Source organism: Erythrobacter sp. LQ02-29 (assembly GCF_022576075.2).
In the GTDB taxonomy this organism is placed as follows: domain Bacteria; phylum Pseudomonadota; class Alphaproteobacteria; order Sphingomonadales; family Sphingomonadaceae; genus Alteriqipengyuania.
Genome location: NZ_JANCNT010000001.1, coordinates 516,769 through 537,168, shown reverse-complemented (window position 1 = coordinate 537,168; position 20,400 = coordinate 516,769). Strand labels below are relative to the sequence as shown.

Here is a 20,400-nt window from a genome sequence, read left to right as displayed (position 1 = left end):
CGTCAGAGCCTGAGTTCCAGCAGCCACTCGTCGTCGCGGTGGCTGCCGACCCAGAAATCGATATCGGCGATCTTGGCGAAACCGTAGCGGGCGTAGAACGCCTGCGCCCCGCGGTTCTCGCTCCATACCGATAGCTGGATCGCGTCGTGATCGCGCTCGCGCGCTTCGGCTTCGGCCCAGTCCATCAGGGCGGCGCCGATCCCCTCTCCGGTACGGCCGGGGGCGGTGTAGAGCTGACCCAGCGCGATCGGGTTCGCGGCGTCGGAGTGCGCTGCGTAGGGGCTGGGGTGGATCAGCTTGCAGAAGCCGATCAGCGCATCCTCGTCTTCCGCCAGCCGATGGATGCAGCGCGGATCGGCGATCTCGCGCGCGACGACCTTTTCGGAATAGACCTCTTGCAGGAAGGTGGCGAGGTCGCCGGGGGTATAGAGATGCTCGAACGCGGCGCAGAAGCTGTCGCGGCCCAGTGCGGCGAGGGTGGGGGCATCCGTATGTGAAGCGGGGCGCAGGATCATGACCCTGCGCCCCGTATCGGTTTAGCGGCGGGCGGTGAAGCCCCGCGCGGCGAGCGATCAGGCCCCCGGCGGCAGCGGCTCGTCGGACTCGGGGGCCGATGTGGGCTTGCTCCCGGGCCGGCGCGGCGCGGTGCCCGGGCTTGCAGCGGTCCGGTCGTCCCACTTTTCCAGCTGGCGTGCGGCCCACTCGCGGCCGCCAAGACCGAAGGCGAGCGCGCCGGCCACAGCGATCCCGATCACGATCGCGGTGAAGGCGGTCTCCGTGATGATCTCGCCCACACCGGTGAACTGCAGGCCCATGAAGGTGAACAGCACGATCGTCGCCCAGCGTACTATGGTCGCGGCGGTGCTGCCGCCCTCGGTCCCGCCGATCACCCGCGCCAGCAGGTTCGCGATCAGGAAGCCGAAGCCGATCACCACCGCGCCGAACACCACCCGGCTGCCGAGCGCCAGCACCTCGTTGAGGATGGCGGTCAGTTCGGGGAAGTTGAGCAGACGTGTTGCCGCGATGGCGAAGAACAGGATGATCGCGATCTGCGCCACGCGTGCGATGATGCTGCTTGCCAGGGTGCCCTCGGGCAGCAGGCCGGTCTCACCCAGCGCGCGATCGACGCCGAAGCCTGCCATGAGCTGCTGCAGGATGTCGACCACGAAGCGGCTGATGACATAGCCGATGCCGAGCAGGATCGCGGCGCCGATGATGCGCGGGATCGCGTCAAGGATCATGCGCAGCATGTCGCTGGCCGGTCCCGCGATGCTTTCGAGGTCGAGCGCGTCGAGCGCCAGGATGGCGACGGGAATGACGATCAGGACATAGACGATCACGCCGATCGTGCGGCTGATCGCGTTGTTGCCCGTTACGTTGTCGGCACCCGCGCGGTTGGCCCAGCGATCGAAATCCACCGTTTGCAAGGTGGTGACCACCAGGTCGCGCACGATCCCTGCCACCATCAGGCCGATGAACAGGATCAGGCCCGCCCCGATCAGGTTGGGAATGAAGGCCACGATCGCGTTGAGCAGGTTCGTCACCGGTTGCATCACGCCGCCGAGGTCGAGCACCTGCAGCACACCGATCAGGCCGAGCAGCCAGATCAGCAGCGAGACGATCCGCCCCAGCGATTCGCCCAGGCTGCTGCCCGAGCCGGTCCCGCGGCGAAAGAACGCGATCTTGTCGACCAGCTTGGCGAAAGCCCATTTGGCCGCTCTGGCGAGAAGCCATGTGACGACGATGATCACCACGATCATGATCGCTTTCTGCGCGAGGCTCATCGCCATCGACTGGTCGAATTGGTAATTCATCGCAGTTCCCCCTGCTTTGCATGCCTTATCTGGACGCAACTCTCCCCGCGCCCATCGCCCCCTTCAATGGATAGTGGGTCGACTCGTTCCGCCTCAGGCGGAAGCGGGCCTGGTCGCGCGGGTCAGCACGTCGCTAAACCCGCGGGCGATGCAATCGTGCGCTGCGTAATAGCCGCGCGATGCGAGTAGGCGGTGCAGGGCGGGGAGGCGATAGGGCGGCACGCTGGCGAAGATGTGGTGCTCGACGTGGTAATTGACATTGCACGGGCTGAACAGCAGCGCTTCCCACCAATGCGGTATCGTGGTGCCGGTATTGACCCGCGCATCCGGATGGTCGCGATCCTTCGCGACGCCATGCTCGGAAATCTGCCGCAGGCGCATGGTCGCGGGATAGACGAAGATCCGCGCCGCCCACCACATCGCGTAGGCCCACGGTGCGCCCGCTACCAGCAAGGCAACGAACAGCATCGCATGGAACAGCACCGACGGTCCGGTCTGCGACCATTTGAAACCCTTGATCTCCGCCACCAGGTCGCGAAATCCCGTCTGCCCGGTCAGGTCGCGGATCAGCTTGCGCTTCAGCGAAGCGCGGGTGACGGGATAGGATTTGACCATCCACCGGTCCGGATCTTCCGCCGTGCCTGCATGCCGGTGGTGATCGAGATGATAGCGGCGATAGAGATCGAGCGGGACATGCGCGATCGCGCCGCTGACCCACTTGCCGACGAAGCGGTTGAGCGCGGGCGTGCGGAAGAAGGCTCCGTGCGCGCAATCATGGGTGATGATCCCGAAGGCCTGGATTCGCCCACCCAGGATCACGATCGCGACAAGCACGGTCAGCGGATTGGGCCAGGCGATCGCCAGCGCGAAGGCTGCAATCGCCAGCAGTGCCTGCCAGCCGATAGTCGCAAAGGCGCGCACGTCGGATTTACTGCTGAGCGCGGCCAGCTCCTCACGGGAAATATAACGAAAGATTTCAGGCGCCTGCTTCATGGCAAGGGCCATATTACCAGACCGTGGCGTAACCGGCAATCAGCCCCGCTTGCGCGCCTGACGGTAGCTGCCGAGCAGGCGCACGGCGCTGGTCTGGAACGCCAGCTCCTCCAGCGCGGTATCGACGCGCGCCTCGCCCGGCACCCCTTCGATATCGGCATAGAAGGTGGTCGCCGCGAAGCTTGCGCCCTGCTGGTAGCTTTCGAGCTTCGTCATGTTGACGCCGTTGGTCGCGAAACAGCCCAGCGCCTTGTACAGCGCGGCGGGGATGTTCTTCACCTCGAACACGAAGGTGGTCATCGCGGTTTCGCCGATCAGGTCCGCCGGATCGATCCCTTCCTGCGCCAGCACCACGAAACGAGTCGTGTTGTCGGATGCATCCTCGACATTGCGCTCGGCGATTTCGAGACCGTAGAGATCGGCCGCGATGGCGGGCGCGATGGCGGCGAGGCTGGGATCGCCGCGTTCCTTGACGAAGGCCGCGGCCCCCGCCGTGTCGGCATGGCTGAGCGGCACGATACTCCGCTCGCGCAGGAACTGCGCCGACTGACCGAGCGCTTGCGGGTGGCTGTAGGCGGCGGTGTACGGCCCCTTGGTCAGACCCATCAGCGCATGTTCGATACGCATGAAATGCTCGCCCACGATCTTCAGCCCGCTGCCCGGCAGGAGGAAATGGATGTCGGCCACACGCCCGTGCTGGCTGTTCTCGATCGGGATGATCGCGCAACCGGCCGTACCCTGTTGCACCGCCTCGATCGCATCGCGGAACGAGAAGCAGGGGAGGGGCAGCATGTCCGGCGCATATTCCTGCGCCGCGCGGTGCGAATTGGCGCCGGGGGATCCCTGCAACGCGATCGCACGGTCTGGCTGCGCGGCGGCGGCCGCGCGCATTTTCTCTACCATCGCGAGGGCGGGGCCGGGGAAGCTGCTCATGGTGGAGCGCCGGGTAGCGGCCCGGCCGGTTGGCCGCAAGCGTGCTCGCGCGCGGGCGCGGGGGTTCGAGGACCGGCTTGGGACTTGCCTTCGCCCGCGCGCCTGACTAGATCGCGGCGCAAACACCTCCTCCATCCCATTTCTATCGCGAAAGCCGACCGTCCGCATGAACGACAACCGCAATACCATTTTCGGCTGGGTCCTGTTCTCGGGCGTCGTGGCGCTGGGCCTTTCCAGCATCAGCAGCCGCGTGTTCCATTCCGAGGAGCCCGAGAAGGAAGGCTATTTCGTCGAGGGCGTCGCGGACGATGCCGGCGCCGAAGAGGGCCCCTCGCTGGCGACCCTGCTGGCGCAGGGCGATGCGACGAAGGGCGAGGCGATCTTCGCCAAATGCGCCGCCTGCCACACGATCGCGCAGGGTGGACCCAACGGTATCGGCCCCAATCTCTACCACGTGGTGGGCGAGAAGATCGGCGAGGGACGGGGCGGTTTCGCCTTCTCCAGCGACCTGTCGGGCCATGGCGGCACCTGGACTTACGAGAACCTCGACGCCTGGCTAAAGAGCCCGCGCGCCTTCGCATCGGGCACGAAGATGAGCTTCGCCGGTCTCGGCAAGGCTGAAGATCGCGCCAATGTGATTCTCTATCTGCGTGAAAACGGTGGCGGCCCGCCGCTGCCGACCCCCGAGGCGACCGAGCCTGCAGAGGGCGCGGCCGAGGGCGTGGACGGCGCAAGCGAAGGGCCCGGCGTGGTCGAGGGCGAGCCGTTGCAGCCCGATTCGGCGGTCGATGCGATGGGTGACGAGCAGCCGGTGGCGAGTGACAACGCGGCGCCTTCCAACTGATTAGACGGACCAACTGATCAGGCGGCCGGGCCTTACTCCCGGCCCTTGAAATCCTGCGCAACGACGTACCACTCCGACGAACCCTTGCGGCTCGCCGGGGGTTTGGCGTGCTTCACCGCGCGAAAATGCTTCTTGAGCAGGCCCAGCAGGTCGGCATCCGTGCCGCCTGCCAGCACTTTGGCGACGAAGGCACCGCCGGGGGCCAGTGTCTCGATCGCGAACCATGCCGCGGCCTCCACCAGGCCCATCGTGCGCAGGTGGTCGGTCTGCTTGTGGCCGACGGTATTGGCCGCCATGTCCGACAGGACCAGATCGGGATCGCCGTCCAGCGCTTGCGACAGGGCCGCGGGTGCCTCGTCGGCCATGAAATCCATCTGGAAGATCGTGACGCCTTCGATCGGTTCGGTTTCCAGCAGATCGATACCGACGATCGCAGCCTTGGGCCGCAACTTGCGCACCACCTGGCTCCACCCGCCCGGCGCGATGCCGAGATCGACGACGCGGCTGGCGCGTTTCAATACCCCGAAACGCTCGTCCAACTCGATCAGCTTGTAGGCGGCGCGGCTGCGATAACCGTCGGCCTTCGCCTGCTTGACGTAAGGGTCGTTGAGCTGCCGTTCCAGCCAGCGGGCGGAGGACGCGGTGCGCCCCTTCGCCTTGCGCAGCTTGCGATCGGGATCGCTCCTGGCGCGGCTCATGCCGCGCCTTCCAACAGCACTCGGCTCACTTCGCGAAACTTTCGCCGCGGGTCCGACGGACCGCTTCGCGGCTCGATTCGGCCGCGAAGTCCGCCGCCATCAGGCTGCGCAGGATGCCCTCGCGGATGCCGCGATCGGCCACGCCGAGCTGGTCGGCCGGCCACAGGTCGAGGATCGATTCGAGAATGGCGCAGCCCGCCACCACCAGCTCAGCCCGATCCTGTCCGATACAGGGCAGCGTGCCCCGCTCGTCCATGCTCATCGTGGACAACCGGGTGGAGATGTCGCGCATCGCGGCGGAGGGCACGATCAGCCCGTCGACCGCGCGCCGGTCGTATTGCGGCAGTTCGAGATAGAGGCTGGCGAGCGTGGTGACCGTGCCGCTGGTGCCCAGCAGCCGGATGTCCTCGTGCTTCGCGAAGGGGGCGATTCGCTCGCCGAACTCGGCGAAGGCATCGTCCACCGTCTTGCGCATCCGGGCATAGCGATCGGCCCGCGCCTCGCTCCCTTCGCCCCGGCGCGTGACGGTATCGGTCAGCGAGACCACGCCCCACGGCACGCTCTGCCAGTCGACGATATGCGGAACGGGTCCGTCGCCGGGCTCGATCAGCACCAGCTCGGTCGAGCCGCCGCCGATGTCGAAGATGATGGCCGGGCCGTGCCCCTGCTCCAGCAGGATGTGACAGCCCAGGACGGCCAAACGCGCCTCCTCCTGCGCGGAGATGATGTCGAGCGCGATGCCAGTTTCCTGCCGCACCCGCTCGATAAAGGCGGGGCCGTTGCTGGCGCGGCGGCAGGCCTCGGTCGCGACCGAACGCGCGAGATGGACGTTGCGGCGGCGCAGCTTGTCGGCGCAGACCTGCAGCGCGGCCATGGTCCGCTCCATCGCCGCGTCGGACAGCTTGCCGGACGCGGCCAGGCCTTCGCCCAGCCGGACCACGCGGCTGAAGGCATCGATAACGGTGAAGTTCTCGCCCGACGGGCGCGCGATCAGCAGGCGGCAGTTGTTGGTGCCGAGGTCGAGCGCGGCATAAGCTTGGCGCGGGCGGCGCGGATGCGCCGCACGACGCGGCAACGCGCCCGGTCCGCGCGAACGGATCGCACCGCCTGCGATGGCTTTGTCTTCGGGCTGCGGGGGTCTCTTGTAGCGATAATCGGCTACCTTGCCGGACCGTTCTTCCCCCGTCTTGCCAGCCCTCCTGTCGAAGTCCGGCGGATTCGTGTCCGCCATAGATATATCTCGTTCTTTTCCTCCCGCGCGAAAGGCCGCACGGGGACTTGGGATGGAACCTAGCCAATCGGACGGCGGGGGGCAAGCTGGCGCGCCGTCAGCCGTGGCAGCGCATGGCGGGATGGTCGCGGACTTTGATGGCCTGTGACACTCGGGGGCCTTGACGGCCTGTCACCTTCGCGGGTCTTGACGGCCCGGTGCGGCGAAACTAGATGCGCGGGCCTTGCCACAGGTGGGTCGCTGGACCCCGCTGGCCGATGCCCCGTCGTCTAATGGTAAGACTACGGACTCTGACTCCGTCAATTGAGGTTCGAATCCTCACGGGGCATCCAATTCCTCCTTCGCTATCGCTGCTGTAACGTGGCCCTCGAGACCGGGCGCCACTTCCGATCGCTTGACGGCGGCGAGCAGGGACAAATAGAACGCTTGCCCGTGACCCTTCCCGACCAGTGACGGAGCCGAAGATGCACATTCGCATCGCGATCGCCGGGCGCGCGGCATGAGCCTGCTCGGATTTCCTGACGCCGCCCCGCTTGCCGGGCTAGTCGGCGGCGTGTTGATCGGGCTCGCCGCCGCGCTGATGCTGCTTGGCAACGGACGGATCGCGGGGGTTTCCGGCATCGCGGCGCGCGCTGCGGGATTGGGCGGCAGCGGGAGGGGCCGGAGCGAGGCCTGGCTGTTCATTCTGGGCCTGCCCCTGGGCGCGCTGATCGGGGGATGGGCGACGGGCGGCTTGCCGAGCCATTTTCCTGCGCCCCTGCCGCTCGCGATCGCGGGGCTGATCGTGGGCGTGGGAACGCGATTAGGCAGCGGTTGTACGAGCGGGCACGGCGTTTGCGGCATGAGCCGCTTGGCACCGCGATCGCTGGTCGCGACTGCGATCTTCATGGCGACCGGCATCGCGACCGTAGCGACGATGAACGCGCTCGATTGGCGGGTGCTGGGATGAGCGCGCGTGGCCTCACCTCGCTGGTGGCAGGCTGCCTGTTCGGGGCGGGGCTGGCGATCGGCGGCATGACCGATCCCGCGCGCGTGCGCGGCTTCCTGGACCTGTTCGGCGACTGGGACCCGACGCTGGCCTTCGTGATGGGCGGCGCGGTGGTGACGATGGCCCTCGCCTGGCGTATTCAGCCGCGCATGGCACGCCCGCTTCTTGCGCAGCAATTCGTGTTGCCGCAGCGCAGCGATCTGACCGCACGGCTTGCGATCGGCGCAGCGTTGTTCGGTATCGGCTGGGGGATCGCGGGCCTATGTCCCGGACCGGGCTTCGCCGCGCTGGCGATCGATCCGGGCGCAGCGGCGATATTTGTGCTGGCGATGCTGGCAGGCATGGCGCTGGTGCGCCTGAGTGAAGGAGCAAAGACGTGATCATCAACCGGGTGGACGAAAACTTCGCCGTGGCGCCGCAGATCGCGCCGCAGGACATGGCGGCGCTGGCGGCGGACGGTTTCACCACCGTGATCTGCAACCGGCCCGACGGAGAGGAGCCTGGCCAGCCCGATGTCGCGACGATGCGCGCGGCGGCTGAGGCCGAGGGCATGGCATTCCACCATATTCCGATAAGTGGCGGTGTGTTTCCCCCCGAATCGGTGGCTGCCCAGCGCGCGGCGCGACAGAGGGCGACCGGCCGAACACTGGCGTACTGCCGCTCCGGTACGCGCTCGATCACGCTGGATGCGATCGCCAATCCGGACGATCACGATCTCGAAGAGCGTCTGCGTCTGGCTGCCGATGCCGGATACGACCTTTCCGCGCTGCGAGGACGGGTCGGCTAAGTCGAGAGTTGCGAAATCCATTCCAGACTTTCACCGTTTCCCGCAACTTGTTGCAGGATGCGCAACTAAAGGTGAAAACGCGACACTTTCTTCCCGGCACCCCGTCGCCTAGGGTGCGCCCGCGATGTTCGACGCATTCGACCCGATAATCCTCGCCCGCATCCAGTTCGCCTTCACGGTGAGCTTCCATTTCATCTTTCCGGCGTTCTCGATCGGGCTTGCCAGCTATCTCATGGTGCTGGAGGGGTTGTGGCTGAAAACGGGCAAGAGCCTCTATCTCGACCTATTCAAATACTGGCTGAAGATCTTCGCCGTCGCGTTCGGCATGGGCGTCGTGTCGGGCATCGTGATGAGCTACCAATTCGGCACCAACTGGTCGGTGTTCTCCGACCGGGCGGGGCCGGTGATCGGGCCGCTGATGGCATACGAGGTGCTGACCGCCTTCTTCCTGGAGGCGGGATTTCTGGGCGTGATGCTGTTCGGGATGGAGCGGGTCGGCAAGAAGCTGCACTTCGCCGCCACCTGCATGGTCGCAGGCGGCACCGCCATTTCCGCCTTCTGGATCCTGTCGGTCAACAGCTGGATGCAGACCCCTACCGGCTTCATCATGGGGCCGGACGGGCGGATGTTGCCCGGCGACAGCTGGCTGGCAATCATCTTCAACCCCAGCTTCCCCTATCGGCTCGTGCACACGGTGCTTGCGGCCTATCTCACCACAGCCTTCGTCGTCGGCGGGGTCGGGGCCTGGCACCTGCTGCGCGACCGGGCGAGCCCGCACGCGCGCAAGATGTTTTCCATGGCGATGTGGATGGCGGCGCTGGTCGTGCCGATCCAGATCTTCGCGGGCGATGCGCATGGCCTCAACACGCTGGAGCACCAGCCCCAGAAGGTCATGGCGATGGAGGGGCACTACCAGAGCCATCCCGACGGCGCGCCGCTGATCCTGTTCGGCATTCCCGACAGCGCCGAGAAGACGGTCAAATACGCGGTCGAGATTCCCAAGGCTTCCAGCCTGATCTTGAAGCACGATCCCAACGCGCCGCTCGCCGGGCTCGATACCATTCCCGACGACGAGGAGCCGCCGGTGGGGATCGTGTTCTGGTCGTTCCGGATCATGGTCGGGCTCGGCTTCGCGATGCTCGGCATCGGACTGTGGAGCCTCGTCGCGCGCTGGCGCAAGCGCCTCTACGACTGGAAATGGCTGCACCGCGCGGCGCTCCTGATCTCGCCCGCCGGCTTCGTCGCGGTGATCGCGGGATGGGTCACGACCGAGGTCGGCCGGCAGCCTTACGTGGTCTATAATATGCTGCGCACGACCGAGGCTGCGAGCCCGCTGGCCGCGCCCGCCGTGGGTGCCTCGCTGATCGCTTTCGTCGTAGTCTATTTTGCGGTCTTCGGGGTCGGCACCTGGTATATCCTGCGCCTGATGCGCAAGAATCCCGAACCGGGCGAACGCGGCGTGCGGATCGGCGAGAAGGGCCCCATTCGCACCGCCGGGATCACGCCCGCGTTGCAGCGCGCGAGCATCGAGTTCGACGCCGACAAGCTGCCGCCCGGGATGGAGCGCTGATCATGCTGGTGAATTTCGATCTCACGACGATCTGGGCCTTCATCATCGCCTTCGCGATCTTCGCCTATGTGGTGATGGACGGGTTCGACCTTGGCATCGGCATCCTCTTCCCCGCCTTCGAGGTGGGCCATGGCCGCAACCGGGCGATGAACTCGATCGCGCCCGTGTGGGACGGGAACGAGACCTGGCTGGTGCTGGGCGGCGGCGGACTGTTCGCCGCCTTCCCGCTCGCCTACGCGGTAATCCTGCCCGCGACCTATCCGCTGGTCATCGCCATGCTGCTGGGCCTCGTCTTTCGCGGGGTGGCGTTCGAGTTTCGCTGGCGCGACGATGCCCACCGCAAGTTCTGGGACGCGGGGTTCAGTTTCGGCAGCTTCGTCGCCGCGCTGGCGCAGGGGATGATCCTGGGCGCGCTGCTGCAGGGGATCGAGGTCACCAACCGCGCCTATAGCGGCAGCTGGTGGGACTGGCTGACGCCCTATACGCTCCTGACCGGGGTCGGCACCGTGGCGGGCTACGCCCTGCTGGGCGCGTGCTGGCTGGTGTGGAAGCTCGACGGCGAGGTGCAGGATCGCGCGCGGCGGCTGGCCCGCTGGGCCACGGTGGCGACCGTGCTGCTGATGGGCGCGGTCAGCCTATACAATCTCGGCCTGCGGCCCGAATATGCCGACCGCTGGCTGTCTGCGCCGGAGATCTACTACGCGCTGCCCGTACCCATCCTGACCGCGGTGGTGACCGTAGCGCTGCTCGGCTCGCTGAAGGCGGCGCGCCATTCGAAGCCGTTCTGGCTGGCGCTGGCACTGTTCTTCTTCGGCATGGCCGGGCTGGGCGTGACCATGTGGCCCTATGTCGTGCCGCCGGGCCTGACCATCTGGGACGCCGCGGCGCCAGAGCGCAGCCAGGTCTTCATGCTGGTCGGGGTTGCGATCACGATGCCGCTGATCATCGGCTACACCGCCTGGGCCTATTGGGTGTTCCGGGGCAAGGTCGGGGCGGAGGGCTATCACTGATGGGGCCCGAACGGTCCGAGGCGGACGATGCGCCGCTCTGGCGGCGGCTCGCCTGGATGGTCGCGATCTGGGCGATGAGCGTCGCGGCGCTGGGCGCCGTCGCCTTCGTCCTGCGCGCATGGATCAAGTCCTGAGCCGATAACAGCGCCATTGCCGACCCGCGCGGCCCGCACTAGGGCCGCAGCAATGAGCGACAAGAACGAACACGATAGCCCCATCGGCGACCGGAAATTCTACAAGGCGCAGGAAGAGGCGCAGTTCTCCGAGAAATCGCCGAGCGACACGCCGCAGACGCGCCATCCCGCCTATCGCCTTGCCTTCCAGGACCGCGACTTCCTGCTGCGCGAGGAGCTTCGCCCGGTCCGTTTCCAACTGGAACTGCTGAAGCCGGAAATGCTGCTGGAGGAAGCCGGGGTCGGCTCCACCATCGTCATGTACGGTTCGGCCCGCATTCCTTCGCCCGAACAGGCCGAAGCCGCCGTGGAAGCCGCGACCGAGGAGGAGAAGCCGGTGGCCGAGCGCCTGGCGGCTAAGGCGAAATACTATCACGAGGCCTATACGCTGGCGCGCATGATCACCGAGAAGGCGATCATCGAGAATGGCAAGCGGCAGTTCGTGGTGTGTTCGGGTGGGGGCCCGTCGATCATGGAAGCCGCCAACCGCGGCGCGAGCGATGCGGGCGGCGAATCGGTCGGCCTGAACATCGTCCTGCCGCACGAACAGGCGCCCAATCACTACGTGACGCCCTATCTCAGCTTCAACTTTCACTATTTCGCGCTGCGCAAGATGCACTTCCTGCTGCGGGCGAAGGCGGTGGCGGTGTTCCCCGGCGGTTTCGGCACGTTCGACGAGATGTTCGAGCTGCTGACCCTGATCCAGACCGGCAAGATGAAGCCGATGCCGATCCTGCTGTTCGGCAAGGACTTCTGGAACCGGGTGGTCGACTTCGAGGCCCTGGCCGACGAAGGGACGGTCTCCAAGCGCGACCTCGACCTCATCACCTGGTGCGAGACGGCCGAAGAGGCGTGGGCGCATGTCGCCGAGTTCTACGACCTCGACCGGTAGGGCTGCCCGGCTGGGCGTAGTCAGTCGCCGCGCACCGCCTGATGGCCCAGCGGGCCATGCCCAGCGCCGAAACCCGGCGCTTTCTGCAATGCCTCGCGCACGAAGCGTCGCCCGAGCCGCACCGCGTGTTCGAGAGACTGGCCATGGCCCAGCAGCGTCGCGATCGCCGACGACAGCGTGCAGCCGGTGCCATGCGTATGGCGTGTATCGATCCGGGGATCGTCGAACGAAGCGAAGGAGCCGTCGGCATGGACCAGCCGGTCGATCACGCGCGTGCTCTCGGCATGACCGCCCTTCGCCAATACCGCACAACCGTAATCGCTGGCGAGCCGGGTCGCGGCCCCGGCGATCTGGTCCGGGCTGTCGCAGGGTAGGCCGGTAAGCGCGGCGAGTTCGGGCACGTTGGGCGTGGTGAGCGTCGCGCGCGCCATCAGCTGGGAAAAGGCGGCTATGGTATCCTCGTCCGCCAGCACGGAGCCGCTGGTCGCGACCATGACGGGGTCGAACACCACCGCACCGTCGAAGCTGTCGAGCCGCTCGGTCACGGCGCGCGCGATGGCGGGCGAGCCGAGCATGCCGATCTTGATCGCGTCCGCACCGATATCCTCGAGGCAAGAGTCGATCTGCGCGCCGACGAGATCGGCGGACAGCACTTCGACCGCCTGCACCCCGCGCGTGTTCTGCGCGGTGATCGCGGTGATCGCAGTCATGGCGTAGCCGCCCAGCATGGTGACGGTCTTGATATCGGCCTGAATGCCGGCCCCACCGGAGCTGTCGGACCCGGCGATGGCGAGGATGCGGGGCGGGATGCTCATGCCTCGAACCGGCGCTGCGTAGAAGCCGGGTACTTTTCCTGCACGGTCTTCGCGCGGGTCGGACGGTCCATCATTTCGCCGCCGCAATTGGGGCAGAGATCGTCGAGCGCGTCGGCGCACTGCGCGCAGAAGGTGCATTCCATGCTGCAGATGAAGGCTCCCGGAGCTTCCGCCGGAAGATCGACGCCGCAGCGCTCGCAATCGGGCCGCATCTCCAGCATCAGCCGGCCGCCTCGCGCACCGCATCGCAGATACGCGTAACGACGGCCTCGACCTGCGCCTCGTCGTCGCCTTCGGCCATTACGCGGATCACCGGTTCGGTGCCGCTCGGTCGGATGACGAGGCGGCCCTTCTCGGCCAGCTCGGCCTCGGCATCGGCGATCGCGGCTTTCACGCTGTCCGCCTCGAGCGGGTGACCGCCGGCATAGCGCACATTGTGCAGCACTTGCGGCACGCGCTCGAAGCGGTGCAGCACCTCGCTCGCCGGGCGGCCCTCGCGCACCAGGCTGGCCAGCACGCGCAGGGCCGCGACCGTGCCGTCGCCGGTGGTCGCGTGATCGAGCAGGATCATGTGGCCCGACTGCTCCCCCCCGACATTGAAGCCGCCCGCGCGCATGCGCTCGAGCACGTAGCGGTCGCCGACCTTGGTCCGCTCCAGCGACAGGCCGCGCTCGGCCAGATGGCGTTCGAGGCCGAGATTGCTCATCACCGTGGCGACCATGCCGCCGCCGGTAAGCTCGCCCTTTTCCGCCATGCGCGTCGCGATCAGGGCCATGATCTGGTCGCCGTCGACCGCCTGCCCCTTCTCGTCGATCACGATCAGCCTGTCGGCATCGCCGTCCAGCGCGATGCCGATATCGGCGCCTTCCTCGATCACCTTGGCCTGCACGGCGGCGATCGCGGTGGAGCCGACCCCGTCGTTGATATTGGTGCCGTCGGGATCGACGCCCAGCGTCACGATCTCCGCGCCCAGTTCCCAGATCGCGCTGGGCGCGACCTGATAGGCCGCCCCGTGGGCGCAATCGATCACCACCTTCAGCCCGTCGAAGCTGATATCGTCGCTGACCGATTGCTTGACCGCGTGGATGTAGCGCCCGCGCGCATCCTCGATCCGGCGGGCACGGCCGATATGGGCCGCCGGCACCAGGCTGGGCTGCTGCTCGATCAGCGCCTCGATCGCGGCCTCGGTATCGTCGTCCAGCTTGAACCCGTCCGGGCCGAACAGCTTGATCCCGTTATCGCGGTAGGGGTTGTGGCTGGCCGAGATCATCACGCCCAGATCGGCGCGCATCTCGCGCGTCAGCAGCGCGACCGCCGGGGTGGGCAGGGGGCCGGTCATGATCACATCCACCCCCATGCTGGTGAAGCCCGCGACCAGCGCGCTTTCCATCATGTAGCCCGACAGGCGGGTATCCTTGCCGATCACCACCCGGTGGCGATGGTCGCCGCGGCGGAAATGCGCGCCCGCCGCCTGCGCCACGCGCATCGCCATCTCGGCGGTCATCGCCCCGGTATTGGTCTCGCCCCGAATTCCGTCGGTGCCGAAGAATTTGCGTCCCATCTGCAATCCATTCCCGCATTGCGCGCATGTGTGTTGTTTGCCACCCGTCTGTTACGCGTGATCCGCGCGATGTGAAGGGGTGGGTGCATGGCCGTAACCGAAAGCGAGAAAGACCGCGATGCCGACGGCGGGCTGGTAAGCATCCGGATTCCGGTCTGGTGGACGCTTGCCGGGCTGGTCGGAGGTCTGCTGGTCGGCTCGCTGCTGGCGGGCACGCAGTTAGAGGAGGCCGTGCTCGCGATCACCGCCCCCATCGGCGCGATGTGGCTGCGCGCCTTGCAGATGACGATCATTCCTCTGGTGGGCGCGCTGCTGGTGATGGGGATCAGCCAGCTGGTGGAGGCGGCGCGGGCGGGCGCGGTGGCCCGGCGCATGCTAGGCTGGATGGCGCTGGCGCTGGTGCTGGGTAGCGTGGCGAGCGCGGTGCTGATGCCGCTGCTGCTCGACATTTTCCCGATCCCCGCCGCGGCAAACGCCCTGCTGGCGGCCGGAGCGAATGGCCCGGCGCAAGAGGTTCCGGGGGTGGGAGAGTTCATCGCCTCGCTCGTCGCGCCCAATCTGATCGCGGCCGCCGCGGAAACCGCGATGCTGCCGCTGACGATCTTCTTCGCGCTGTTCGCGGTCGCCCTGTCGCGCTTGCCGCGCGGGCAGGGAGACGTCCTGCGGCGGTTCTTCCGCGCGCTCGGCAATGCCATGCTTGTCATCATCGGCTGGGTGCTGTGGGTCGCGCCGGTGGGCGTCTTCGCGCTCGCGCTCGGCGTCGCGGTCAGGGCGGGCGGGAACGGCGCATTCCTGACGCTGCTGCACTACATCCTGACGGTCTCCGCGATGGGGGCGCTGACGCTGGTCGCCGCATATCTGCTGGCCTGGCTGGCGGGCGGGGTCGGCCTCGCGCGTTTTGCCCGCGCGGTCCTGCCCGCGCAGACGGTGGCGCTCTCCACCCAGAGCTCCCTCGCCAGCCTGCCCGCCATGCTCGAAAGCGCGCGGACCCTGCGCCTGCGCGAAGAGACGAGCGACTTCGTCCTGCCGCTTGCCGTCGCGATCTTTCGCGCGACCAGCCCGGGCATGAACATGGCGGTGGCGATCTACGTCGCGCATCTGACGGGCGTGGCCCTCTCCCCCGGCCTGCTGGCGGCGGGCATCGCGGTCGCGCTAGTCATATCGGTGGGTTCGGTCAGTCTGCCCGGAACGATCAGCTTCGTCATTTCCATCGGGCCGATCGCGCTTGCCATGGGCGTGCCGATAGAGCCGCTCGCGCTGCTGGTGGCGGTCGAGATGCTGCCCGACATCATGCGCACGATCGCGAACGTGACCATGAACGTGGCGGTGGCCACGGCGACCGATCGGGAAATTGAGCGCTAGCTGCAACTCTCGCCCGGCCCATGCGTTGGTGGGGCGAACGACACGATTTTCCAACATGCAACGGGAGAATACCATTGGCATTCGAAGTCACCCCCCTGCCGTATGACGACGGCGCGCTCGCCCCGGCCGTTTCCGCCGAGACGCTCAGCTACCATCACGGCAAGCATCACAAGGCCTATATCGACAAGACCAACAAGGCGATCGAGGGCACCGATCACGAGGGCAAGAGGCTCGCCGAAGTCGTCGCCGCCGCGCGTGGCAGCGACCAGGGCCTGTTCAACAATTCGGCGCAGAGCTGGAACCACGGCTTCTACTGGCACTCGATGGTCGGCGAAGACGTATCGCCCAGCGACGAGCTGAAGGCGATGATCGACGATGCCTTCGGTTCGCTCGACGATCTGAAGGAAAAGCTGCAGGAACGCGGCGCCGGCCACTTCGCCAGCGGTTGGGTCTGGCTGGCCGAGAAGGGCGGCAAGCTCTCGATCGAAGAAACGCATGACGGCGATACGCTGGCCGACCAGGACGGCATCAATCCGCTGCTCGTGATCGACCTATGGGAGCACGCCTATTATCTCGACCACCAGAACGCGCGGCCGGAATATCTAAAGGCGCTGACGAAGGACAAGCTCAACTGGAAGTTCGCGAGCGACAATCTCGCGCGCGGAACGACCTGGGAATATCCCGCCTGAGCGGCTGATCCGATTATTCGAGAACGTGGAAGGCCCGCCGTTATGGTGGGCCTTTTGCTTTTCCACGGACCCTCGTCAGGTTTCGGCCGCTTCCTCGTCCGGTTCGTCGGCCATGGCGCTGGCATCGAACAGCGGCTCGCCGAAAATGAACCCCACCAGGTTGGGCCGTCCGACATGATCGAAGAACGCGGTCAGCATCAGCAATAGCGGGACCGACAGCAGCGCCCCGAGCGCACCCCAGATCCAGGTGAAATACGAAAACGCGATCAGGATCATCACCGGGTTCATGGTGAAGCGCGCGCCAAGGATGGACGGGGTGACGATGTTCGCCTCCGTTGCATGCAGGCACAGATAGGCGGCGGCCGGCATCAGCCCCCAGAACACCGTTTCGGACGTACCGATGCCGAACAGGGCGAGCAGCGTCGTCATCGCCAGCGGGCCGATATAAGGGATGAAATTGAGCAGGGCGGCGAGGCCTCCCCACATCATCGGGGCACTGACGCCCAGGATCCACGCACCCAGCGTAACGATCACGCCGATCCCGAGATTGATCCAGGCCACCGTAAGGATATAGGCCGCCACCCGATCCTGCACCTCGCGCATGACGCGGGCCGCCTTCAGGCTGGTGCCGAAGCTGCTGCGCCCGAACAGCAGGTTGCGCCGCATGCGAATGCGCGCCTCGACCATGAAGAAGGTCATGAGGAAGGTCAGCAGCACCTCCAGTACGACGCTCGGCGCGCCGATCGCCAGTTCCTGCACGAAGGAAGGGCTGGCGAGCACGACGCGGTCGCTCCCCTCCTGACCCAGCGCCTCGTTCAACACCGTGTTGGCGCGTGCGAGCCAGCCGAACTGGCTGCGCAGCTCGGCGAAGCGTGCGCCCACCTGCTCGATCAGGGCGGGCAGGGTATCGAACAGCGAAATGGCGGGTTGGAGGATCACCGCGAAGGCGATCGCCAGCACCCCGATGAAGAACAGGATGGCGAGAATGGAGGCAAGCGTGTTGGGTACGCCCCAACCGGACAGGCGATCCGCCAGCGGAGCGAGCAGGATCGTGAAGATGATCGCGGTTGTCACCGGCAGGAAGACGACCGCCCCGATCGAGAGGACGAAAGGCAGAGCCAGGAAAAGGCCCGCCCCCAGGATCAGCACGAGCAGGCTGATCAGCCGCAATTCCTGGTCGGCGAACGTCATCTGCCGCGCAGGAGCGGAAACGTCCTCCTGCACTTCGAGCGGATCGGTGGACGGCGACCGCTCCGCCCCCTCCGGCGTCCCCTCAGGCGACATCGTTTCCATGGTCAGCCCATACCATAGCGCAACCTCGCGAACGAGTGTTCACGCGGCGCGCGCAGAAGTGCCTATTTCCGCCCGAGGGTGGGTTCGGCCATGCCGTTGCCCGCCGCGACATCGTCCAGCTCTTCCAGGATAGCCCGGTGGGCGCCGTCGTCCGCGCGCGAACGTTGGGGAATGGACCCGTCAGCCAGCATCGCGTTGAGCGCCGAACGCGCGCGGCCCACGCGGCTCTTGATGGTGCCGACCGCGCACCCGCAGATCGTCGCCGCCTCCTCGTAAGAGAAGCCGCCCGCACCGACCAGCAACAGCGCCTCACGCCGTTCCGGAGGAAGGGTCAGCAACGCGCGGTGCATGTCCGACAGATGGATCGGCTCCTCCTGCCCCGCTGGCGCGGTCAGGATTCGTTCGGCCACCGTCTCGTCGTAATCGCCGCGAAAGCGGTTGCGCCGCATATCGGTGAGATAGGCGTTGCGCAGAATCACGAAGGTCCATGCCCGCATGCTGGTGCCCGGTTCGAACCGCTCCTGCGCGGCCCAGGCTTTCAGCAGCGCTTCCTGCACCAGATCGTCGGCCATATCCGGCCGTCCGCACAGACCGCGCGCGAAAGCGCGCAGATGCGGTACGACTTCGGTCAGCTCACGCTTGAAATCGGCCTTTTCGGCGGCCGTTCGTTTCGTCGAACTCATCCCTGCCCGTCTTTCGAACCTTCGCTGTCCTTGTCGAGCTGCGACAGCAGGTCCTTGAAATTGTCCGGAAGCGGCTCGTCGACAACCGAATCGTATAGTCTGCGCAGGCCCGACGACCAATCGGGTCTGCCCTTGCCGGATGCATGCGCGGTCGTACGTGCCTGACCCGCCCCAGCTTTTTTCGTCTCGTCAGATGTCATGCCGTTATCGAAGAGCTCCCTCCAGACGAGAGGGCAGTGTGTGCCCCCAAAAGTCCGCGATCCCATGAGAAACCGAGGAACGAATTTCATCCCATGTGGTTCCCCAACGCAGAGTTGGCAAGTAGCCGGTGTCCCTTCCGGCAATGGGCAAGCATCAATTGAATCCGGAACCTACTACTCATCTGCGCCGGAACAGCCGCTGGCTGATCCGATTCCCCCGCGCTTTGCCGCTCGCAATCTTCATGCTGATTGTCGTGATAACCTTGGTCAGCGTGTTCGCCATCGAACGGGGCGAACAGCGCCAGGAGCGTGCCCAGCTCAACGAAGCGGCCCGCTCGATCGCTTCCGCCCTCGATCGCCGCGGCAACACATCCAGTTCCTATCTGCGTGCCGGAGCCGCGCTGTTCGGGTCGGTGGACGCGGTTCCGGCCAGCCTGTTCCGCCGCTTCGTAAACGAGCTGCGAATCGATTCCGATTATCGCGGGGCAGAGGGTATCGGCTGGGCCCAGATCGTGCCGCGCAATCAGATCGGCGCCTTCGAAATGGCGATGACCGAACAGGTGCCGGGCCAGATGCGGGTGCATCCGCTACCCCCGCCGACCCAGCCCTTCGCCGTACCGGTCACGTTCCTGAAACCCGATACCGAGCGCAGCCGCCGTGCGCTGGGCTTCGACATGTATTCCGAAGCGACCCGCCGGACGGCGATGGACGAAGCGGTTCGCACGATGCGTCCCACCGCGAGCGGTCCCGTAAAGCTGATGCAGGAAGGTACCGGGAACCATGCGGGTTTCCTGATCTACATGCCGGTCTTCCAGATCCGCGGCGGCAGCCGGGTGCTGATCGGCTTCATCTACAGTCCCTTCGACGGCGAGGACTTTCTGGAATCGGTCCTCACGCCGGAGGTATCGGACGCTCGCGGTATCCGGCTGTACGATGGGACGCCCGAGAGCGGCACGTTGCTGGCGACGCACGCGCCTGAGTTCAGGACCGGGCGCTATGTTACCGCGCAGGTGCGCGTCGCCAACCGCCCGATGACCGTGCAGGTGGAAAGCCAGCGAGGAAAACTGCTGTCGACCCTGTCGATGATCACGCTGCTGTTCGGCCTCGCCGTCGCCACCCTGTCGATGATCGTCGCGCGCCTGCTGACGAAGCAGGCGTACGAGGACCAGGCCTCGCTCGATTTCTTCGCCGAGCAGAATTCGATCCGCAATTCGCTGACCCGCGAATTGAACCATCGGGTCAAGAATACCCTCGCCAATGTGTTGTCTATCGTCTCGCTGACCCGGCGGCGGGCAACCACGCTGGAAGAGTTCGCCAACGGCCTGGACGGGCGCATTCGCGCACTGTCGGCAACGCACGACCTGCTCACGAATTCGGAATGGGGCACCACGCCGATCCGCGCGGTGGTGGAGACCGAAATCGCCCCCTATGCGCGTTCGGACGAAACCATACTGACTATCGACGGTCCGTTGGTGGAGCTGGCGCCCAACGACGCCCTGTCGCTGGGCCTCGCGATGCACGAGCTCGCCACCAACGCCGCCAAGTATGGCGCGCTGTCGGTAGCGGGCGGCCACCTCAGCGTAACCTGGTCGCTGGTTCGCGACGATCTGGCGCGGATCGAGTGGGTGGAATCGGAAGGGCCGAGCGTACCCGCCGATCGCAAGCGCGGATTCGGCACCGATCTGGTGGAGAAGATCGTCGCGCACGAACTGAAGCATCCGGTCAGTCTGCGCTTCGAACGGAGCGGCGTCGAGTGCACGCTATCCGTGCCGGTCCGAAAGCCGAGCGAGTTCGCCATGCGCGCCCGCCGGCAGAAAGACACCAGCACGATGGGCGACCTGAAAGGCTGAATATCCGGTCAGAC

23 protein-coding genes and 1 tRNA gene are annotated in these 20,400 nt (G+C 66.3%); 12 read left to right on the top strand and 12 right to left on the bottom strand.

Going from position 1 to position 20,400, the window contains the following annotated elements; all coding sequences use genetic code 11:
- Positions 1 to 2: 2 nt before the first annotated feature.
- The 4 genes from MKP08_RS02595 to MKP08_RS02580 form a co-directional block, all read right to left on the bottom strand.
- Positions 3 to 515, bottom strand: a complete 513-nt coding sequence (locus tag MKP08_RS02595; protein ID WP_241554757.1) for a GNAT family N-acetyltransferase — start codon at positions 513 to 515, stop codon at positions 3 to 5.
- Positions 516 to 572: 57 nt separating this feature from the next.
- A complete protein-coding gene (locus tag MKP08_RS02590) occupies positions 573 to 1,814 on the bottom strand; it encodes a mechanosensitive ion channel (RefSeq protein ID WP_241554756.1) in 1,242 nt (413 codons plus the stop codon).
- 93 nt (positions 1,815 to 1,907) lie between these two features.
- The gene (locus tag MKP08_RS02585) at positions 1,908 to 2,807 is read right to left on the bottom strand and encodes a fatty acid desaturase family protein (RefSeq protein ID WP_241554755.1); all 900 of its coding nucleotides are present in this window, start codon (positions 2,805 to 2,807) and stop codon (positions 1,908 to 1,910) included.
- Positions 2,808 to 2,846: 39 nt separating this feature from the next.
- Positions 2,847 to 3,740 carry a prephenate dehydratase gene (locus MKP08_RS02580; RefSeq protein WP_241554754.1) on the bottom strand — a complete coding sequence of 298 codons (894 nt, stop codon included), beginning with the start codon at positions 3,738 to 3,740 and terminating at the stop codon, positions 2,847 to 2,849.
- 166 nt (positions 3,741 to 3,906) lie between these two features.
- Between MKP08_RS02580 and MKP08_RS02575 the strand changes: the two genes are divergently transcribed.
- Positions 3,907 to 4,584: a cytochrome c family protein gene (locus tag MKP08_RS02575; RefSeq protein ID WP_241554753.1), complete on the top strand. Its 678-nt coding sequence runs from the start codon at positions 3,907 to 3,909 to the stop codon at positions 4,582 to 4,584.
- Between the two features lie 32 nt (positions 4,585 to 4,616).
- Here MKP08_RS02575 and MKP08_RS02570 read toward each other — a convergent pair whose 3' ends face one another.
- Both MKP08_RS02570 and MKP08_RS02565 read right to left on the bottom strand, forming a co-directional pair.
- Complete coding sequence (locus MKP08_RS02570) at positions 4,617 to 5,282, bottom strand: RlmE family RNA methyltransferase (protein WP_241554752.1); 666 nt, start codon at positions 5,280 to 5,282, stop codon at positions 4,617 to 4,619.
- A gap of 25 nt (positions 5,283 to 5,307) precedes the next feature.
- Complete coding sequence (locus tag MKP08_RS02565) at positions 5,308 to 6,513, bottom strand: Ppx/GppA phosphatase family protein (RefSeq protein ID WP_241554751.1); 1,206 nt, start codon at positions 6,511 to 6,513, stop codon at positions 5,308 to 5,310.
- Positions 6,514 to 6,771: 258 nt separating this feature from the next.
- On the opposite strand from MKP08_RS02565, the gene MKP08_RS02560 reads away from it, so the two are divergent.
- The 8 genes from MKP08_RS02560 (at position 6,772) to MKP08_RS02525 (ending at position 11,933) form a co-directional block, all read left to right on the top strand.
- Positions 6,772 to 6,845, top strand: a tRNA-Gln gene (locus tag MKP08_RS02560).
- A gap of 167 nt (positions 6,846 to 7,012) precedes the next feature.
- The gene (locus MKP08_RS02555) at positions 7,013 to 7,462 is read left to right on the top strand and encodes a YeeE/YedE family protein (RefSeq protein WP_241554750.1); all 450 of its coding nucleotides are present in this window, start codon (positions 7,013 to 7,015) and stop codon (positions 7,460 to 7,462) included.
- Complete coding sequence (locus MKP08_RS02550) at positions 7,459 to 7,881, top strand: DUF6691 family protein (protein WP_241554749.1); 423 nt, start codon at positions 7,459 to 7,461, stop codon at positions 7,879 to 7,881. Before MKP08_RS02555 ends, MKP08_RS02550 begins: the two co-directional genes overlap by 4 nt.
- Complete coding sequence (locus tag MKP08_RS02545; RefSeq protein ID WP_241554748.1) at positions 7,878 to 8,288, top strand: TIGR01244 family sulfur transferase; 411 nt, start codon at positions 7,878 to 7,880, stop codon at positions 8,286 to 8,288. Before MKP08_RS02550 ends, MKP08_RS02545 begins: the two co-directional genes overlap by 4 nt.
- Positions 8,289 to 8,412: 124 nt before the next feature.
- Entirely contained in the window at positions 8,413 to 9,858 is a 1,446-nt protein-coding gene (locus tag MKP08_RS02540; protein ID WP_215227190.1) for a cytochrome ubiquinol oxidase subunit I, read from the top strand.
- 2 nt (positions 9,859 to 9,860) lie between these two features.
- Positions 9,861 to 10,868, top strand: a complete 1,008-nt coding sequence (gene cydB, locus MKP08_RS02535; RefSeq protein WP_306300110.1) for a cytochrome d ubiquinol oxidase subunit II — start codon at positions 9,861 to 9,863, stop codon at positions 10,866 to 10,868.
- Positions 10,868 to 11,002: a DUF2474 domain-containing protein gene (locus MKP08_RS02530; protein WP_241554747.1), complete on the top strand. Its 135-nt coding sequence runs from the start codon at positions 10,868 to 10,870 to the stop codon at positions 11,000 to 11,002. Before cydB ends, MKP08_RS02530 begins: the two co-directional genes overlap by 1 nt.
- Positions 11,003 to 11,054: 52 nt before the next feature.
- Positions 11,055 to 11,933: a TIGR00730 family Rossman fold protein gene (locus MKP08_RS02525; protein WP_241554746.1), complete on the top strand. Its 879-nt coding sequence runs from the start codon at positions 11,055 to 11,057 to the stop codon at positions 11,931 to 11,933.
- Between the two features lie 20 nt (positions 11,934 to 11,953).
- On the opposite strand, the gene thiD is transcribed toward MKP08_RS02525, so the two are convergent.
- Genes thiD through glmM form a run of 3 tightly spaced genes read right to left on the bottom strand, consistent with a single transcriptional unit; the run spans position 11,954 to position 14,309 of the window.
- Positions 11,954 to 12,748 carry a bifunctional hydroxymethylpyrimidine kinase/phosphomethylpyrimidine kinase gene (thiD, locus tag MKP08_RS02520; protein WP_241554745.1) on the bottom strand — a complete coding sequence of 265 codons (795 nt, stop codon included), beginning with the start codon at positions 12,746 to 12,748 and terminating at the stop codon, positions 11,954 to 11,956.
- Positions 12,745 to 12,969 carry a DUF1272 domain-containing protein gene (locus MKP08_RS02515; protein ID WP_241554744.1) on the bottom strand — a complete coding sequence of 75 codons (225 nt, stop codon included), beginning with the start codon at positions 12,967 to 12,969 and terminating at the stop codon, positions 12,745 to 12,747. Before MKP08_RS02515 ends, thiD begins: the two co-directional genes overlap by 4 nt.
- Positions 12,969 to 14,309 (bottom strand): phosphoglucosamine mutase, encoded by a 1,341-nt coding sequence (gene glmM, locus MKP08_RS02510; RefSeq protein ID WP_241554743.1) that lies wholly within the window; start codon positions 14,307 to 14,309, stop codon positions 12,969 to 12,971. Before glmM ends, MKP08_RS02515 begins: the two co-directional genes overlap by 1 nt.
- A gap of 87 nt (positions 14,310 to 14,396) precedes the next feature.
- Between glmM and MKP08_RS02505 the strand changes: the two genes are divergently transcribed.
- Together MKP08_RS02505 and MKP08_RS02500 are read left to right on the top strand one after the other, a co-directional pair.
- Positions 14,397 to 15,671, top strand: coding sequence for a dicarboxylate/amino acid:cation symporter (locus MKP08_RS02505; protein ID WP_241554742.1), 1,275 nt, complete (start codon positions 14,397 to 14,399; stop codon positions 15,669 to 15,671).
- A 74-nt stretch (positions 15,672 to 15,745) separates the two neighbouring features.
- Complete coding sequence (locus MKP08_RS02500; RefSeq protein WP_241554741.1) at positions 15,746 to 16,360, top strand: superoxide dismutase; 615 nt, start codon at positions 15,746 to 15,748, stop codon at positions 16,358 to 16,360.
- 75 nt (positions 16,361 to 16,435) lie between these two features.
- Here the strand turns inward: MKP08_RS02500 and MKP08_RS02495 are convergent, their stop codons facing one another.
- The 3 genes from MKP08_RS02495 to MKP08_RS02485 all read right to left on the bottom strand — a co-directional run bounded on the left by MKP08_RS02495 (position 16,436) and on the right by MKP08_RS02485 (position 18,536).
- Positions 16,436 to 17,653, bottom strand: coding sequence for an AI-2E family transporter (locus MKP08_RS02495; RefSeq protein WP_241554740.1), 1,218 nt, complete (start codon positions 17,651 to 17,653; stop codon positions 16,436 to 16,438).
- A gap of 62 nt (positions 17,654 to 17,715) precedes the next feature.
- Positions 17,716 to 18,336 (bottom strand): sigma-70 family RNA polymerase sigma factor, encoded by a 621-nt coding sequence (locus MKP08_RS02490; RefSeq protein ID WP_241554739.1) that lies wholly within the window; start codon positions 18,334 to 18,336, stop codon positions 17,716 to 17,718.
- Positions 18,333 to 18,536, bottom strand: a complete 204-nt coding sequence (locus tag MKP08_RS02485; protein WP_215227199.1) for a NepR family anti-sigma factor — start codon at positions 18,534 to 18,536, stop codon at positions 18,333 to 18,335. Before MKP08_RS02485 ends, MKP08_RS02490 begins: the two co-directional genes overlap by 4 nt.
- A gap of 242 nt (positions 18,537 to 18,778) precedes the next feature.
- Between MKP08_RS02485 and MKP08_RS02480 the strand changes: the two genes are divergently transcribed.
- A complete protein-coding gene (locus MKP08_RS02480; protein ID WP_241554738.1) occupies positions 18,779 to 20,386 on the top strand; it encodes a CHASE domain-containing protein in 1,608 nt (535 codons plus the stop codon).
- The last annotated feature ends 14 nt before the right edge of the window (positions 20,387 to 20,400 follow it).

Coding starts and splice junctions, on each gene's coding strand:
- MKP08_RS02595 (WP_241554757.1), bottom strand. CDS start 515: ATGATCCTGCGCCCCGCTTCACATACGGATGCCCCCACCCTCGCCGCA.
- MKP08_RS02590 (WP_241554756.1), bottom strand. CDS start 1,814: ATGAATTACCAATTCGACCAGTCGATGGCGATGAGCCTCGCGCAGAAA.
- MKP08_RS02585 (WP_241554755.1), bottom strand. CDS start 2,807: ATGAAGCAGGCGCCTGAAATCTTTCGTTATATTTCCCGTGAGGAGCTG.
- MKP08_RS02580 (WP_241554754.1), bottom strand. CDS start 3,740: ATGAGCAGCTTCCCCGGCCCCGCCCTCGCGATGGTAGAGAAAATGCGC.
- MKP08_RS02575 (WP_241554753.1), top strand. CDS start 3,907: ATGAACGACAACCGCAATACCATTTTCGGCTGGGTCCTGTTCTCGGGC.
- MKP08_RS02570 (WP_241554752.1), bottom strand. CDS start 5,282: ATGAGCCGCGCCAGGAGCGATCCCGATCGCAAGCTGCGCAAGGCGAAG.
- MKP08_RS02565 (WP_241554751.1), bottom strand. CDS start 6,513: ATGGCGGACACGAATCCGCCGGACTTCGACAGGAGGGCTGGCAAGACG.
- MKP08_RS02555 (WP_241554750.1), top strand. CDS start 7,013: ATGAGCCTGCTCGGATTTCCTGACGCCGCCCCGCTTGCCGGGCTAGTC.
- MKP08_RS02550 (WP_241554749.1), top strand. CDS start 7,459: ATGAGCGCGCGTGGCCTCACCTCGCTGGTGGCAGGCTGCCTGTTCGGG.
- MKP08_RS02540 (WP_215227190.1), top strand. CDS start 8,413: ATGTTCGACGCATTCGACCCGATAATCCTCGCCCGCATCCAGTTCGCC.
- cydB (WP_306300110.1), top strand. CDS start 9,861: ATGCTGGTGAATTTCGATCTCACGACGATCTGGGCCTTCATCATCGCC.
- MKP08_RS02530 (WP_241554747.1), top strand. CDS start 10,868: ATGGGGCCCGAACGGTCCGAGGCGGACGATGCGCCGCTCTGGCGGCGG.
- MKP08_RS02525 (WP_241554746.1), top strand. CDS start 11,055: ATGAGCGACAAGAACGAACACGATAGCCCCATCGGCGACCGGAAATTC.
- thiD (WP_241554745.1), bottom strand. CDS start 12,748: ATGAGCATCCCGCCCCGCATCCTCGCCATCGCCGGGTCCGACAGCTCC.
- MKP08_RS02515 (WP_241554744.1), bottom strand. CDS start 12,969: ATGCTGGAGATGCGGCCCGATTGCGAGCGCTGCGGCGTCGATCTTCCG.
- glmM (WP_241554743.1), bottom strand. CDS start 14,309: ATGGGACGCAAATTCTTCGGCACCGACGGAATTCGGGGCGAGACCAAT.
- MKP08_RS02505 (WP_241554742.1), top strand. CDS start 14,397: ATGGCCGTAACCGAAAGCGAGAAAGACCGCGATGCCGACGGCGGGCTG.
- MKP08_RS02495 (WP_241554740.1), bottom strand. CDS start 17,653: ATGGAAACGATGTCGCCTGAGGGGACGCCGGAGGGGGCGGAGCGGTCG.
- MKP08_RS02490 (WP_241554739.1), bottom strand. CDS start 18,336: ATGAGTTCGACGAAACGAACGGCCGCCGAAAAGGCCGATTTCAAGCGT.
- MKP08_RS02485 (WP_215227199.1), bottom strand. CDS start 18,536: ATGACATCTGACGAGACGAAAAAAGCTGGGGCGGGTCAGGCACGTACG.
- MKP08_RS02480 (WP_241554738.1), top strand. CDS start 18,779: ATGCTGATTGTCGTGATAACCTTGGTCAGCGTGTTCGCCATCGAACGG.